This window comes from Stutzerimonas balearica DSM 6083 (assembly GCF_000818015.1).
GTDB lineage: Bacteria > Pseudomonadota > Gammaproteobacteria > Pseudomonadales > Pseudomonadaceae > Stutzerimonas > Stutzerimonas balearica.
Map to the genome: position 1 here is coordinate 4,369,564 of NZ_CP007511.1, position 13,917 is coordinate 4,383,480.

Consider the following 13,917-nt stretch of genomic DNA (forward strand, 5'->3'; position numbering starts at 1 on the left):
TGAATATTTGAACCGTTCTTAAACCGCGGCAGCGCCGCCGACGATTTCCGAGATTTCCTGAGTGATCGCAGCCTGACGGGCCTTGTTGTAGACCAGCTGCAAATCGCTGATCAGATCACCGGCGTTGTCGGTTGCGTTCTTCATGGCGATCATCCGCGCGGCCTGCTCGGCTGCGCCGTTCTCAACTACCGCCTGGTAGACCTGGGACTCGATGAAGCGAACCAGCAGGGCATCCAGCAGCTGCTGGGCATCCGGCTCGTAGAGGTAGTCCCACTGACCCTTCTTCACTGCCTGTGCGTCTTCGACTTCAGCCAGTGGCAGAAGCTGATCGATCGTCGGCTTCTGGGTCATGGTGTTGATGAACTTGTTGGAGACCAGGTACAAGCGGTCCAGCCGGCCCTCGTTGAAGGCGTCCAGCATGACCTTGACGCTGCCGACCAGGTCGTTGACCGACGGCTCTTCGCCCAGGTTGCCGATCGCCGCGACGACGTTGCCACCGAAGCTACGGAAAAAGCTCGCACCCTTGTTGCCGATGACGCACAGGTCGGCCTCGACCTTCTGGTCGTGCCATTCCTTCATGCTGCGAATCAGTGCCTTGAACAGGTTGATGTTCAGGCCACCGCACAGACCGCGATCGGACGACACGACGATGTAACCGACACGCTTGACCGGACGCTCCACCATGAACGGATGACGGTACTCGGGGTTGGCGTTGGCCAGATGGCCAATCACCTGCCGGATCCGCTCCGCGTAGGGACGGCTGGCAGCCATGCGCATCTGTGCCTTGCGCATCTTGCTGACCGCCACCTTTTCCATGGCGCTGGTGATCTTCTGCGTGCTTTTGATGCTCGCAATCTTGCTGCGAATCTCTTTTGCGCCTGCCATTTGACACCTTTCGGGTTAGCAGGCGGGAGCCCTGAGGCTCCCGCTGCGGCTTACCAGCTCTGCGTGGCCTTGAACTTCTCGACGCCGGCCTTCAGGCCTGCATCGATTTCGTCGTTGAAGTCGCCCTTCACGTTGATCTTCGCCATCAGGTCGGCGAACTCGCGGTTGAAGTAGGCGATCAGGGCCTGCTCGAAGGCGCCAACCTTGGCTACCGGCACGTCGGTCAGGAAACCACGCTCGGCGGCGTACAGCGACACGGACATGTCGGCAATGGACATCGGCGCGTATTGCTTCTGCTTCATCAGCTCGGTGACGCGTTGACCATGCTCGAGCTGCTTGCGGGTCGCCTCGTCCAGGTCCGATGCGAACTGCGCGAACGCAGCCAGTTCACGGTACTGGGCCAGTGCGGTACGAATCCCGCCGGACAGCTTCTTGATGATCTTGGTCTGCGCCGCACCACCGACACGGGATACCGAGATACCGGCGTTGACCGCCGGACGGATACCCGAGTTGAACATGGCGGACTCGAGGAAGATCTGGCCGTCGGTGATCGAGATCACGTTGGTCGGAACGAACGCGGACACGTCGCCGGCCTGGGTCTCGATGATCGGCAGCGCGGTCAGCGAACCGGTCTTGCCCGTCACGGCGCCATTGGTGAACTTCTCGACGTACTCTTCGGATACGCGCGAAGCACGCTCCAGCAGACGGCTGTGGAGATAGAACACGTCGCCCGGGTAGGCTTCACGTCCCGGCGGACGGCGCAGCAGCAGGGAGATCTGGCGGTAGGCCACGGCCTGCTTGGACAGATCGTCATAGACGATCAGCGCGTCTTCACCGCGGTCGCGGAAGTACTCGCCCATGGTGCAACCGGCATAGGGTGCCAGGTACTGCAGCGCGGCGGACTCGGAAGCCGAGGCGGCAACGATGATGGTATTGGCCAGGGCGCCATGCTCTTCCAGCTTGCGTACGACGTTGGCGATGGTCGACTGCTTCTGACCGATGGCCACGTAGACGCAGCGGATGCCGCTGTTCTTCTGGTTGATGATCGCGTCGATCGCCAGAGCGGTCTTACCGATCTGACGGTCACCGATGATCAGCTCGCGCTGACCACGGCCGACCGGGATCATGGCGTCGACCGACTTGTAACCAGTCTGTACCGGCTGGTCGACCGACTTACGCCAGATCACGCCCGGCGCGACCTTCTCGACCGCATCGGTGAGCTTGGCGTTGATCGGACCTTTGCCGTCGATCGGGTTGCCCAGTGCGTCGACGACACGACCCAGCAGCTCCGGACCGACCGGAACCTCGAGGATACGGCCGGTGCACTTGGCGCTCATGCCTTCGGTCAGGCCCAGGTAGTTACCCAGAACCACGGCACCGACGGAGTCCTGCTCCAGGTTCAGCGCCATGCCGTAGATGCCACCAGGGAACTCGATCATTTCGCCGTACATGACGTCGGCCAGACCGTAGATACGTACGATGCCGTCAGACACGCTGACGACGGTGCCCTCGTTACGGGCTTGAGCGGCGACATTCGAGCTATCGATGCGCTGCTTGATGATTTCACTAATCTCGGAAGGATTCAGTTGCTGCATGCCATGACCCTCAAATCAGGATTTCAACGATTCGGCCAACTGGCTCAGTTTGCCGCGAACCGAACCGTCGACAACCACGTCGCCAGCGCGGATGACCACGCCGCCGATCAATGCAGGATTCACGGCCTGCTGGAGGTTGACGGTGCGATCTAGCCGCTTGGACAGGGCGGCAGCCAAGGTTTGGAGTTGCTCGTTGCTGAGCTCGTAGGCAGTTTCGACTTCTGCATCGAGCGTTTTCTCGGCTTGCGCCTTGATGTCCTCGTACAGCTCCCACACAGTCGGCAGAACGGCCAGGCGATCGTTCTCGCCCAGGGTCCTGACGAAATTGCGGAACGCTTCGTCCGCGTCGTTGCCCAGCACACGTACCAGCGCCTCGACCTTGCTATCGCTGGTCAGGCGCGGATCGTTGAGCAATGCATCGACTTCGGGGACTTCTACAGCGACGGCGGCCAGATTCAGCATTTTCGACCAGGCCTGAGTCTGGTCGACCGAGCTGGCAAACTCGAAAGCGGCTTTCGCGTAAGGCCGAGCAAGCGTCTGGGTATTGATCATCGCTTGCCTCGCTTAGAGTTGGGAGGCCAGTTTTTCGACCAGTTCGTTGTGTACCTTGGCGTCCACCTGGGACTCCAGGATCTTCTCCGCACCGGCTACGGCAAGCGCCGCGACCTGACTGCGCAGTTGGTCCCTGGCACGGTTCACTTCCTGTTCGATCTCGGCGCGGGCGCCGGCTACCAGCCGCTCACCCTCGGCACGGGCTTGCTGCTTGGCTTCCTCGATGATCGCATTGGCGTGCTTGTTCGCCTGCTCGAGGATCTGGGCAGCCTGCTCCTTGGTCTCACGGAGGGTGTTGGACACCTTTTCCTGAGCCAGTTTCAGGTCTTGCTGCGCACGGCCTGCCGCATCCAGCCCCTCGGCGATCTTCTTCTGGCGTGCGTTCATGGCGGCCGTGATAGGCGGCCAGACGAACTTCATGCAGAACCAGACGAAGATAGCGAAGGCGAGCGTTTGACCGAACAGCGTCAAGTTAATGTTCACAGCGATTTACCTCGTGCTATCTCGTTCAACGCGGGAGTCATTCCACGGCGACGGGGCTCGCCCGGCGAACCCCATCTCAAACCGGAAAAATGATTAACCGGCGACAACGAAGATGAGGTACATCGCGATACCAACGCCGATCATCGGTACGGCGTCGAGCAGGCCGGCCATCAGGAAGGTCTTGGTTTGCAGCTGCGGAGCCAGCTCAGGCTGACGAGCAGTGGATTCCAGCAGCTTGCCACCCAGCAGGGCGAAGCCGATGCCGGTGCCCAGAGCACCCAGACCGATCATGAGGGAAGCGGCGATGTAGACGAGTTCCATGTAAAGCTCCTGAAGCTAAGGGGGGTTTAAGGTTTGTTGGGTAAAGCGGACTAGCGTTGGCCGGACGTTCCTTACGGGGTCAACTCGGCATGACTGTGGTCTTCATGCGCAGAGCTGAGGTACACCACGGTCAGGACCATGAAGATGAACGCCTGCAGCGGGATCACCAGGATATGGAAGATCGCCCACGGTACGTTCAGGGTCCACTGCACGTAGAACGGCAGCAGCGCGATGAGGATGAATACCACCTCACCAGCGTACATGTTGCCGAACAGTCGCAGAGCCAGGCTCAGCGGCTTGGTCAGCAGACCGAGGATCTCGAGGAACAGGTTGAACGGCACCAGCGACCAGTGGTTGAACGGGGTGAAAGCCAGTTCCTTGGTGAAGCCGCCAAAGCCCTTGACCTTGAAGCTGTAGAACAGAATCAGAATGAACACGCCGAGCGACAGGCCGAAGGTGCCGTTCGGGTCGGCGGTCGGAACGATCTTGAAGGCCGGCAGGCCAGCCAGATGGGCGATGCCCGGGATATAGTCGACCGGAATCCACTTCAGGCTGTTCATCAGGAACACCCAGACGAAGATGGTCAGCGCCAGCGGTGCGATCACCGGGTTGCGACCGTGGAAGGTGTCCTTGACCACGCCCTCGACGAACTCGACGCACATCTCGACGAGATTCTGCAGCTTGCCGGGCACACCGGCGGTGGCGGACTTGGCCGCGGAGCGAAACACCAGGATGAAGATCAGGCCCATCAGGACCGACCAGCCCAGAGTGTCCAGGTGCACCGCCATGAAGCCCATTTCACGAGCCTCGGCGCCGGTCTGGGCGATCGTCCAGGTAGCCTGGTCGAGCACGGAGCCATCAGCGCGTTCGTAACCGGCAGGCAGTTTGCCGTAGGTCAGGTTCTGCAGGTGATGCTGGATATATTCAGCCGGGGTACTCGCCATATGCGCGCCTCAATACTCAATGCTTCGGATTGTTTTTCAGCAGCAGGAGTGCGCTCGCGGAGGTGCCCAGCACCAGCACGTAGCCGGCAAACAAGGCAACCGGCTCCAGCGGTCGTACTCCCACGAACACCAGCGCAAAGAGCGCTGCTGCCAGAATCTGTTTTCCCATCTCTCCAGCCCAGAAGGACTGGACGATCGCCCGGGTCGAACGCGCGCCAAAGTAACGAAAGGCCTTGTACGCAAAATACGCATTCGCCGACAGGGCGATCAGGCCGCCGAGCAGCGCCGAGTATCCGGCGACGACTCCAAACACAACACCGCAAGCCAGCGTGCCGACCAAGGCCGCAACGGCCTGGACGAGCAGTCCTCGAAATGCTGGCTGACGGTGGAAGGGTGTCCTGTTACGTATGTTCACCGGCATTCCACCGCGGTATCGAGATGCGCCTGGCTGCTGGCTGCAGTCCCAAAAAAGCGCGGCGAGTATAGGAGCAGGGCCCCACCGGTTCAACTATCCGGTAGTTATTTCCGACCGGCACTACAAAAATTTTGTATCAACGAATGTGAGCCAGCACGCCCTGCAGCTCGTCGAGCGAGCTATAGCGAATCACCAGCTGCCCCTTGCCCTTGGCTCCGTGGCGAATCTGCACCGGAGAGCCCAGCCGCTCGGCCAGCCGCTGTTCCAGACGGCTGATGTCGGGATCCGCCTTCGGCGCCTCCTTTGGTGCTTCCTTGCCGTTGAGCCACTGGCGGACCAGCGCTTCGGTCTGACGTACCGTCAGGCCGCGTGCGACAACGTGCCGCGCCCCTTCCACCTGCTGCTCGGCTGGCAGGCCGAGCAGCGCCCGGGCGTGGCCCATTTCCAGATCGCCATGGGCGAGCAGGGTCTTGATCTCTTCGGGCAGGCCGATCAGGCGCAACAGGTTGCTTACCGAAACCCGCGATTTACCCACGGCGTCGGCGACCTGTTGCTGGGTCAGCTGGAATTCCTGCTGCAAGCGCTGCAGGGCAATGGCCTCTTCGATCGGATTGAGGTCCTCGCGCTGGATGTTTTCAATCAGCGCCATGGCGATCGCCGCTTCGTCAGGAACGTCACGCACCATCGCCGGGATCTTTTCCAGGCCTGCCTGCTGGCTGGCGCGCCAACGACGTTCGCCCGCGATGATCTCGAAGCGGCCGCCGTCGATCGCGCGCACGACGATCGGTTGCATCACGCCCTGGGCACGGATCGAGCTGGCCAGCTCCTCCAGCGCGGCCGGATCCATGTCGCGTCGCGGCTGGTACTTGCCGCGCTGGATCAGTTCCAGCGGCAGATGCTGCAGTTCTCGGCTATCGGCCTTGACCGCTTGTTCCTGTAGCGTCGTGACGCTGGCACCGCCAAGCAAGGCGTCCAGTCCGCGTCCCAGGCCTCTTTTCTTGGTCGCCATGAAAATTCCTTATGCGAGGGCGCTGCGTGCTGCCTTGCGCTGGCGACGGGACAACTCGCCGGCGAGCGCCAGATAGGCCTGTGCGCCCTTCGATTGCTTGTCGTACACCAGCGCCGGCATGCCATGGCTGGGCGCTTCGGCCAGGCGCACATTGCGCGGGATGACGGTGTCGTAGAGTTTGTCGCCGAAATGCGTGCGCAGCTGCTCGGAAACATCGTTGGTCAGGCTGCTGCGCGGGTCGTACATGGTACGCAGCAGGCCTTCGATCGTCAGGCTCGGATTGAGTGCCCGACCGATGCGCTGAATCGAGTCGACCAGATCGGTCAGCCCTTCGAGCGCGTAATACTCGCATTGCATCGGAATGATCACCCCGTCGGCGGCGGCCAGCGCGTTGACCGTCAGCATCGACAGCGAAGGCGGGCAGTCGATGAGGATGTAATCGTAGTTTTCGCGCACCGGCGCCAGCGCCTCGCGCAGGCGATGCTCCTTGGTCGGCAGTTTGAGCAGATCGACCTCGGCCGCGGTGAGATCGCGGTTGGCCGGCAACAGCTGGTAGCCGCCATGCTCGGAGAACTGCATCGCATCGACCAGGCTGCAGTCGCCGATGAGCACGTCGTAGATCGAGTGCTCCAGGTTGAGCTTGTCCACACCACTGCCAGTGGTGGCGTTGCCCTGCGGGTCGAGGTCGATCAGCAGGACACGACGACGCGTGGCTACCAGCGAGGCCGCCAGGTTGATGCAGGTGGTGGTCTTGGCGACACCACCCTTCTGGTTGGCGATGGCGAATACACGGGCCATGTCAGCGTCTGTCCAGGGTCATGAAATGCGGCGCAGTATCAGCAGATGGCGCTGGCCTTGGCAACCTGGAACCTGCAGCACATGACAACGCTCCAGTTCGAAGTCCGCGGGTAGCGCCTGCAGTTCGTCCTCCGGATGCACGCCCTTCATCGCCAGCCAGCGCGTGTCGGTGTCGCCCAAGTGGCGAGTCCAGTCAGCGAAATCGGCCAGCGCGCTGAAGGCCCGTGAGCTGATCCCCACGAACGGTTGCTCCGGACGGTAGCGTTCGACCCGCTCATGGACCACTTCGAGATTGCCCAGCCCAAGCTCCAGCTTTACCTGGGTGAGAAAGCGCGTCTTCTTGCCGTTGGAGTCGAGCAGCACGAAGCGCCGCTCGGGAAACATGATGGCCAGCGGTATACCTGGCATGCCGCCGCCACTGCCAACATCTAGCCAGCGATCGCCACCTTCGGCGACATAGCGGACCACGCTCAGGCTGTCGAGCAAGTGGCGCGAAACCATCTCGTCCGGATCACGGACGGCCGTCAGGTTGTAGGCCTTGTTCCACTTGATCAGCAGCGCCAGGTAGTCGAGCAACTGCCGCTGCTGTTGCTCGGACAGCGCTATGCCCAGTTCATGGGCACCGGCGACCAGCTCTTCGGCATGGCTTCGGGTCACCGCCTCGCTCACGCGCTCTGCTCCAGCTGTTGTCCGGCACCACGCTTTTTCAGGTGGATCATCAGCAGTGAAACTGCCGCCGGGGTCACCCCTGGGATACGCGAGGCCTGGCCCAGCGTCTGCGGGCGGGCCTGCGAAAGCTTGTGCTGGATTTCCTTCGACAGGCCGGAGATCGAGGGGTAGTCCAGGTCGACCGGCAGTGCGATGTTCTCGCTGGCGCGCAAACGCTCGATCTCGTCGCGCTGGCGCTCGATGTAGCCGGCGTACTTGGTGCTGATCTCCACCTGCTCGGCCACCTGCGGATCGGCGCCGGCATCGCCGGTCAGTTCGATGAGGCTGGCGTAGTCGATTTCCGGCCGCGCCAGCAGGTTGAGCAGGTTGTACTCACGCACCAGGGGGCTACCGAAACGCTCGGCGATCGCGGTGCCCTCCGCGCTGCCGGGCCGCACCCAAGTGCTCTTCAGTCGCTGCTCCTCACGCTCGATGCCTTCGCGCTTGGCGCAGAACGCCGCCCAGCGGGTGTCATCCACGAGACCCAGTTCGCGTCCCTTTTCGGTCAGGCGCAGATCGGCATTGTCCTCGCGCAGGATCAGGCGGTACTCGGCGCGCGAGGTGAACATGCGATAGGGCTCTTGCGTGCCGAGCGTGATCAGGTCATCGACCAGCACACCGAGGTAGGCCTCGTCACGACGCGGGCACCAGGCTTCACGCCCCTGCGCCCGCAGCGCTGCATTGGCACCGGCCAGCAGCCCCTGAGCGCCAGCCTCTTCGTAGCCGGTGGTGCCATTGATCTGCCCGGCGAAGAAAAGCCCGCCAATGACCTTGGTTTCCAGGCTGTACTTCAGGTCTCGCGGATCGAAAAAGTCATATTCGATGGCGTAGCCCGGACGAACGATATGCGCGTTCTCCATGCCACGAATGCTGCGGACGATCTCAAGCTGCACGTCGAACGGCAGCGAAGTGGAGATGCCATTGGGATACAGCTCGTGCGTCGTCAGTCCTTCGGGTTCGAGGAAAACCTGATGGCTGTCCTTGTCGGCGAAGCGATGGATCTTGTCTTCGATCGATGGGCAATAACGCGGGCCAATGCCTTCGATCACCCCGGAATACATGGGCGACCGATCCAGGTTGCTGGCGATGATCTCGTGGGTGCGCGCGTTGGTATGGGTGATCCAGCAGCTGACCTGCGGCGGATGCTGCTCGCGCGAGCCGAGGAACGACATCACCGGTAGTGGCGTGTCGCCCGGCTGCTCGGTCATCTGCGAAAAATCCACGCTGCGCCCGTCGATGCGCGGTGGTGTACCGGTCTTCAAACGACCGACACGCAGCGGCAGCTCCCGCAAGCGACGTGCCAGGGCGAGCGAAGGGGGATCACCGGCGCGTCCTCCCGAATAGTTCTGCAACCCGATGTGGATAAGTCCGCCGAGAAAGGTCCCGGTCGTCAGAACAACGTTGTCCGCGAGGAAACGCAGGCCCATCTGTGTCACGACACCCTTGACCTGGTCCTGCTCGACAACCAGGTCGTCCGCCGCCTGCTGAAATATCCACAGGTTGGTCTGGTTTTCCAGGATTTCCCGCACGGCAGCCTTGTACAGGATCCGATCGGCCTGCGCACGCGTGGCGCGCACAGCCGGGCCCTTGCGGCTGTTGAGGATGCGGAACTGGATACCGCCCTTGTCGGTGGCTGTCGCCATGGCGCCGCCGAGCGCATCGATTTCCTTGACCAGATGACTCTTGCCGATACCGCCGATCGCGGGGTTGCAGCTCATCTGTCCGAGTGTCTCGACGTTGTGCGTCAACAGCAGGGTCTTCACGCCCATGCGCGCAGCGGCCAGGGCTGCCTCGGTGCCGGCATGGCCACCGCCTATGACGATCACGTCGAACCGGGAAGGGAAATCCACACGCACCTCGTGCCTGTTGAGTTGGGATCTGGGAAGGCCGCGAAGTATAGGGAGTTAGCAGGCTCGAATGAAGGGCTCTGCACAAAAAATGACCAAAGGACGGGCTGTGGCCCAAAATGAATAAACAAGTCAGAGAGAAGAAAAGCTTGTTTATATGTTTACTTATACTGAACCCCCGTTCTGTGGATAACCTATTACAGACCACGCAGGACAAGGTTTCCAGCATTCAGAAACTCTGTGCGGTATCTGCGTGGGAATTGGGGGGAGCCGGTTGACGGCTTGTGGGTAAAACACCTCGTTATCCACAAGCAGGTGGGCGACCATGTTGCCAACAGGCTTATCGACGGTGTTCAGGGCCAGTTATCTACAAGGCTCCTGCAGGAGCGGCGGGCCGTTGCCCGGCCCCGCTCACCCGGGCAACCGGCTATTTGCCGATGCAAAAACTCGAGAAGATCCGGCCAAGCAAATCATCCGAGCTGAAGGCTCCGGTGATTTCGCCAAGCGCCTGCTGCGCCAATCGCAGATCCTCGGCCAGCAGCTCACCGGCGCCCGCGCCAACCAGTTGCTCGCCGCCATGCCGCAGGTGCTCGTCGGCCAGATGCAATGCCTGCAGGTGCCGGCGGCGTGCGCTGAAGCTGCTTTCCGCCGTCTGGTCGAAGCCCATGCAGGCCTTCAGGTGCTCGCGCAGCAGCTCCAACCCCTCTCCCTCGCGTACCGACATGGCGACCGTAGCCTGGCCGTCGTCAGCCAGGCGTAGCAGTGCCGACTCCCCGGTCAGATCGATCTTGTTGCGGATCACGGTGACCTTGCCGTGCGGCGGCTGGCAGTCGAGGAACTCGGGCCAGAGGGAAGCCGGATCGGCGGCCTCCGGAGCGCTTGCGTCGACGACCAGCAACACGCGGTCGGCCTGCTCGATCGCGCCCAGTGCTCGCTGCACCCCGATCCGCTCGACCTGGTCGTCCGTTTCACGCAGGCCGGCCGTATCGATCACGTGCAGCGGCATACCGTCGATCACAATGTGCTCGCGCAACACGTCGCGGGTGGTGCCGGCGATGTCAGTGACAATGGCTGCCTCACGGCCTGCCAGCGCATTGAGCAGGCTCGATTTGCCCGCATTGGGCCGGCCGGCGATGACCACCGTCATGCCGTCGCGCAGCAACGCGCCCTGTCCCGCTTCGCGCAGCACCTGCGACAGTGATCGTTGCAGTTCCTGCAGTTCGGTCAGCACATGGCCGTCGGCGAGAAAGTCTATTTCTTCTTCCGGAAAATCGATGGCGGCTTCGACGTATATCCGCAAGGCGATCAGCTGCTCGACCAGCTGGTGCACCCGTCGGGAGAACTCACCTTGCAACGAGCGCACCGCGTTGCGCGCAGCCTGTGCCGAGCTGGCCTCGATCAAGTCTGCGATGGCTTCGGCCTGTGCCAGGTCCAGTTTGTCATTTAGAAATGCGCGTTCGCTGAATTCGCCGGGCCTGGCAGGCCGAGCGCCTAGCTCCAGGCAGCGCTGCAGGAGCATGTCCAGGACTACCGGGCCGCCATGCCCCTGTAGCTCGAGTACATCTTCGCCGGTGAACGAATGCGGCCCCGGGAAGAACAGCATGATTCCCTCGTCGATGACTTCGCCTACGTCATCGTGGAAGGGGCCGTAGTGCGCATGTCGCGCGATGGGTTCCTTGCCGGTGAGGGTAATGGCGATCGGCTTCGCCCGCGGGCCTGAGACCCGAACGATGCCCACACCACCTCGGCCAGGCGCGGTGGCGACGGCGGCAATGGTTTCGCGAACGTGGCTCATGACGCTCCTCCAAAAAAGGGCTGGATAGCAAAACGCCCCAATCAAGGGGCGTTTTGCTGGCTTTCGGTACGGTCAGGCAGTCTTGCCGGACGCCTCGATCCGCCGGGTAATGTACCACTGCTGTGCGATCGACAGGACGTTGTTGACCACCCAGTACAGCACCAGACCGGCCGGGAACCAGAGGAAGAAGAAGGTGAAGATGATCGGCAACAGCTTCATCACCTTGGCTTGCATCGGATCCGGCGGCGTCGGGTTCAACTGCTGCTGCAGGAACATGGTCACGCCCATGATGATCGGCAGGATGAAGTAGGGATCCTTGATCGACAGGTCGGTGATCCAGAACATCCACGGCGCCTGGCGCATTTCCACGCTTTCCAGCAGCACCCAGTAGAGTGCAAGGAACACCGGCATCTGTACAAGGATCGGCAGGCAACCACCCAACGGGTTGATGCGCTCCTTCTTGTAGAGCTCCATCATCGCCTGCGACATCTTCTGACGGTCGTCGCCGAACTGCTCCTTCAACGCCTGCATCTTGGGCGATACGGCTCGCATGCGCGCCATCGACTTGTAGCTGGCCGCCGACAGCGGGAAGAATGCCAGCTTGATGATCAGGGTCAGCACGATGATCGACCAGCCCCAATTACCCAGCAGCGAGTGGATGGTGCTGAGCAGCCAGAAGATCGGCTGAGCGATGAACCAGAGGATGCCGTAGTCGACGGTCAGGCGCAGGCCGGGTGCAAGTTCTTCGAGCTTGCCCTGAATCTTCGGACCGGCGTACAGGGTTGCGGCGGTTTCGCCCTGGGTGCCAGGGGCAACTGTCACCGCGGGACCGGTAAAACCAATGATGTAGTTGCCCTGGCTGTCCTTGCGCGTCTGCACCTGGGTGGTGTCGTCAGGCTGCGGAATCCAGGCGGTGACGAAATAGTGCTGCAACCAGGCGATCCAACCGCCCTGAACGGTTTCACGCAGACTCTTGTCGTCCATGTCGCCGCGGGAAATCTTGCGGTAGGAGTCTTCCTTGGTCCACATCGCCGCGCCAAGATAGGTCGCGGTGCCGGTCGCGGTGCTCGACGACGGATCGCTGCTGTTGTCACGCTTGAGCTGCCCGAACAGGTAGCCGGTCCAGGGCTCGTTGCTCTGGTTATCGATCAGGTAACGCACGCCCAGGTCGTATTCACCGCGCTCGAAGGTAAAGCGCTTGGTGTAGTTGACCCCGTCGGCACTGTAGGTCAGGTCAACGACAAGCTGTTCCTGGCCTTCGTCCAGCGTGTACTGCGTTTTGGCACTGCTGTACAACGGCCGACCGTTGGCCTGATCCGGGCCATCGCCGATCAGTCCGCTCTGCGCTTCATAGGTACGCTCGCCACTGCGCTCGAACAGCTGGAACGGAACGTCCGGACGATCCTGACGGCGCGGATACTGCGTCAGCAGCAGCTCGACGATATCGCCACCGCGAGGGTCGATGGCGACCTCCAGCACGTCGGTACGCACACGGATCAACTGCTGGCTTGGCTGCGCGGCGGCCAGGCTCTGTTCCGGCTGGCTGTTGGCGACCGACGGAACATCGGTCGCCGCGGCAGGGCTCGAGGACGTTTCGGGCAGTGCCGGCGTGGATGACTGGGTCGTAGACGTCGTGCTCGGCAGTGCGGTCTGGCCGTAGTCCTGGTTCCATTGCAGAACCAGGAGATAGGCGACGACTGCCAGGGCGACGAGCAGGATCGAGCGTTTGATATCCATGGTTACTCGGCCATCGAAGAGGAATTGGAAGTTTTGGGAGGAGGAACCGGGTCGTAACCGCCGGGGTTCCAGGGATGGCAACGCCCCAACCGGCATAGCGCAAGCCATCCACCACGCATGAGGCCATGTTGTTCGATGGCTTCGAGTGCGTAACAGGAGCAAGTGGGATAGAAGCGACAGTGGCTGGCCATCATCGGGCTGATGGCATAGCGATAGAGCTTGATGGGGGCGGTGGCCAATTTACGCATTGGAGTCATTGGCTTTATCCGCTCCGTCAGCGGCTCGCGATTGCTGCTTGAGCAGCTTGCGCCAGAGCTTGGCGAACTGCCGGGCCAACTCCTGATTATCCAGGTCGGCGAGCCCCTTGCGAGCGACGATGACCAGATCCCAGCCACTCAGCTCGGCCTGATGAAGGCGAAAGCTTTCCCGAATCTGGCGTTTGATGCGATTGCGTTCGACCGAGAGTTTGACACTCTTCTTGCCGATCACCAGACCCAGTCGAGGAAACGCAAGATCGTTCCCCCGGGCCAGCAGCAGAACGTTGTGACCCGTTGCCTTGCCGGTGGAGGAGTCGAAGACCGCTTTGAACTGGTCGGGACGCAGCAGACGCTTTTCCCGGCCGAAGCCTCGACTCACCACCTCAAGCAGGTTCAGACGGTCAGGCGCTTACGGCCCTTGGCGCGGCGACGCGACAGAACCTGACGACCATTCTTGGTAGCCATGCGGGCACGGAAACCATGGGTACGAGCGCGCTTGATGGTGCTGGGTTGGAAAGTGCGTTTCATGATGCTGTTACCTGGTGATTCGTTGCGAGCCGGAATGGCCCCC

The 13,917-nt window shown here is 61.8% G+C and carries 16 protein-coding genes; all 16 read right to left on the reverse strand.

Annotated features, from left to right (window positions below; translation table 11 throughout):
• Window positions 1–18: 18 nt before the first annotated feature.
• The 16 genes from atpG to rpmH all read right to left on the reverse strand — a co-directional run bounded on the left by atpG (window position 19) and on the right by rpmH (window position 13,874).
• On the reverse strand, window positions 19–885 hold the full coding sequence (gene atpG / locus CL52_RS20230) for a F0F1 ATP synthase subunit gamma (RefSeq protein WP_041110343.1): 867 nt from the start codon (window positions 883–885) through the stop codon (window positions 19–21).
• A 50-nt stretch (window positions 886–935) separates the two neighbouring features.
• Complete coding sequence (gene atpA, locus CL52_RS20235) at window positions 936–2,480, reverse strand: F0F1 ATP synthase subunit alpha (RefSeq protein ID WP_041110344.1); 1,545 nt, start codon at window positions 2,478–2,480, stop codon at window positions 936–938.
• A gap of 15 nt (window positions 2,481–2,495) precedes the next feature.
• The gene (locus CL52_RS20240; RefSeq protein ID WP_043222810.1) at window positions 2,496–3,032 is read right to left on the reverse strand and encodes a F0F1 ATP synthase subunit delta; all 537 of its coding nucleotides are present in this window, start codon (window positions 3,030–3,032) and stop codon (window positions 2,496–2,498) included.
• A 12-nt stretch (window positions 3,033–3,044) separates the two neighbouring features.
• Entirely contained in the window at window positions 3,045–3,515 is a 471-nt protein-coding gene (locus CL52_RS20245; protein WP_041110346.1) for a F0F1 ATP synthase subunit B, read from the reverse strand.
• A 93-nt stretch (window positions 3,516–3,608) separates the two neighbouring features.
• Window positions 3,609–3,836 (reverse strand): F0F1 ATP synthase subunit C, encoded by a 228-nt coding sequence (gene atpE, locus CL52_RS20250; RefSeq protein WP_041110347.1) that lies wholly within the window; start codon window positions 3,834–3,836, stop codon window positions 3,609–3,611.
• A 71-nt stretch (window positions 3,837–3,907) separates the two neighbouring features.
• Window positions 3,908–4,780: a F0F1 ATP synthase subunit A gene (atpB, locus tag CL52_RS20255; RefSeq protein ID WP_043222813.1), complete on the reverse strand. Its 873-nt coding sequence runs from the start codon at window positions 4,778–4,780 to the stop codon at window positions 3,908–3,910.
• Window positions 4,781–4,796: 16 nt separating this feature from the next.
• Window positions 4,797–5,195 (reverse strand): F0F1 ATP synthase subunit I, encoded by a 399-nt coding sequence (locus CL52_RS20260; protein ID WP_369806177.1) that lies wholly within the window; start codon window positions 5,193–5,195, stop codon window positions 4,797–4,799.
• 136 nt (window positions 5,196–5,331) lie between these two features.
• Entirely contained in the window at window positions 5,332–6,204 is an 873-nt protein-coding gene (locus tag CL52_RS20265) for a ParB/RepB/Spo0J family partition protein (RefSeq protein ID WP_041110349.1), read from the reverse strand.
• 9 nt (window positions 6,205–6,213) lie between these two features.
• Window positions 6,214–7,002 carry a ParA family protein gene (locus CL52_RS20270; RefSeq protein WP_041110350.1) on the reverse strand — a complete coding sequence of 263 codons (789 nt, stop codon included), beginning with the start codon at window positions 7,000–7,002 and terminating at the stop codon, window positions 6,214–6,216.
• Between the two features lie 18 nt (window positions 7,003–7,020).
• Complete coding sequence (gene rsmG / locus CL52_RS20275; protein WP_041110351.1) at window positions 7,021–7,671, reverse strand: 16S rRNA (guanine(527)-N(7))-methyltransferase RsmG; 651 nt, start codon at window positions 7,669–7,671, stop codon at window positions 7,021–7,023.
• Window positions 7,668–9,560: a tRNA uridine-5-carboxymethylaminomethyl(34) synthesis enzyme MnmG gene (gene mnmG / locus CL52_RS20280; RefSeq protein WP_041110352.1), complete on the reverse strand. Its 1,893-nt coding sequence runs from the start codon at window positions 9,558–9,560 to the stop codon at window positions 7,668–7,670. Before mnmG ends, rsmG begins: the two co-directional genes overlap by 4 nt.
• A gap of 424 nt (window positions 9,561–9,984) precedes the next feature.
• Window positions 9,985–11,352, reverse strand: a complete 1,368-nt coding sequence (gene mnmE, locus CL52_RS20285; protein ID WP_041110353.1) for a tRNA uridine-5-carboxymethylaminomethyl(34) synthesis GTPase MnmE — start codon at window positions 11,350–11,352, stop codon at window positions 9,985–9,987.
• A 72-nt stretch (window positions 11,353–11,424) separates the two neighbouring features.
• Window positions 11,425–13,089: a membrane protein insertase YidC gene (yidC, locus tag CL52_RS20290; protein WP_041110354.1), complete on the reverse strand. Its 1,665-nt coding sequence runs from the start codon at window positions 13,087–13,089 to the stop codon at window positions 11,425–11,427.
• Window positions 13,090–13,091: 2 nt separating this feature from the next.
• On the reverse strand, window positions 13,092–13,337 hold the full coding sequence (gene yidD / locus CL52_RS20960; protein WP_074519951.1) for a membrane protein insertion efficiency factor YidD: 246 nt from the start codon (window positions 13,335–13,337) through the stop codon (window positions 13,092–13,094).
• A complete protein-coding gene (rnpA, locus tag CL52_RS20295; protein WP_102847923.1) occupies window positions 13,330–13,725 on the reverse strand; it encodes a ribonuclease P protein component in 396 nt (131 codons plus the stop codon). The genes yidD and rnpA overlap by 8 nt, the downstream gene beginning before the upstream one ends.
• A 14-nt stretch (window positions 13,726–13,739) precedes the next feature.
• Entirely contained in the window at window positions 13,740–13,874 is a 135-nt protein-coding gene (gene rpmH / locus CL52_RS20300; protein ID WP_003290924.1) for a 50S ribosomal protein L34, read from the reverse strand.
• Window positions 13,875–13,917 lie beyond the last annotated feature (43 nt).

Bases quoted from the DNA above. Each gene is read 5' to 3' on its own strand.
- CL52_RS20240 (WP_043222810.1), bottom strand. From the start codon at position 3,032: ATGATCAATACCCAGACGCTTGCTCGGCCTTACGCGAAAGCCGCTTTC.
- CL52_RS20265 (WP_041110349.1), bottom strand. From the start codon at position 6,204: ATGGCGACCAAGAAAAGAGGCCTGGGACGCGGACTGGACGCCTTGCTT.
- atpA (WP_041110344.1), bottom strand. From the start codon at position 2,480: ATGCAGCAACTGAATCCTTCCGAGATTAGTGAAATCATCAAGCAGCGC.
- CL52_RS20270 (WP_041110350.1), bottom strand. From the start codon at position 7,002: ATGGCCCGTGTATTCGCCATCGCCAACCAGAAGGGTGGTGTCGCCAAG.
- atpE (WP_041110347.1), bottom strand. From the start codon at position 3,836: ATGGAACTCGTCTACATCGCCGCTTCCCTCATGATCGGTCTGGGTGCT.
- yidD (WP_074519951.1), bottom strand. From the start codon at position 13,337: ATGCGTAAATTGGCCACCGCCCCCATCAAGCTCTATCGCTATGCCATC.
- yidC (WP_041110354.1), bottom strand. From the start codon at position 13,089: ATGGATATCAAACGCTCGATCCTGCTCGTCGCCCTGGCAGTCGTCGCC.
- atpB (WP_043222813.1), bottom strand. From the start codon at position 4,780: ATGGCGAGTACCCCGGCTGAATATATCCAGCATCACCTGCAGAACCTG.
- rpmH (WP_003290924.1), bottom strand. From the start codon at position 13,874: ATGAAACGCACTTTCCAACCCAGCACCATCAAGCGCGCTCGTACCCAT.
- atpG (WP_041110343.1), bottom strand. From the start codon at position 885: ATGGCAGGCGCAAAAGAGATTCGCAGCAAGATTGCGAGCATCAAAAGC.
- mnmE (WP_041110353.1), bottom strand. From the start codon at position 11,352: ATGAGCCACGTTCGCGAAACCATTGCCGCCGTCGCCACCGCGCCTGGC.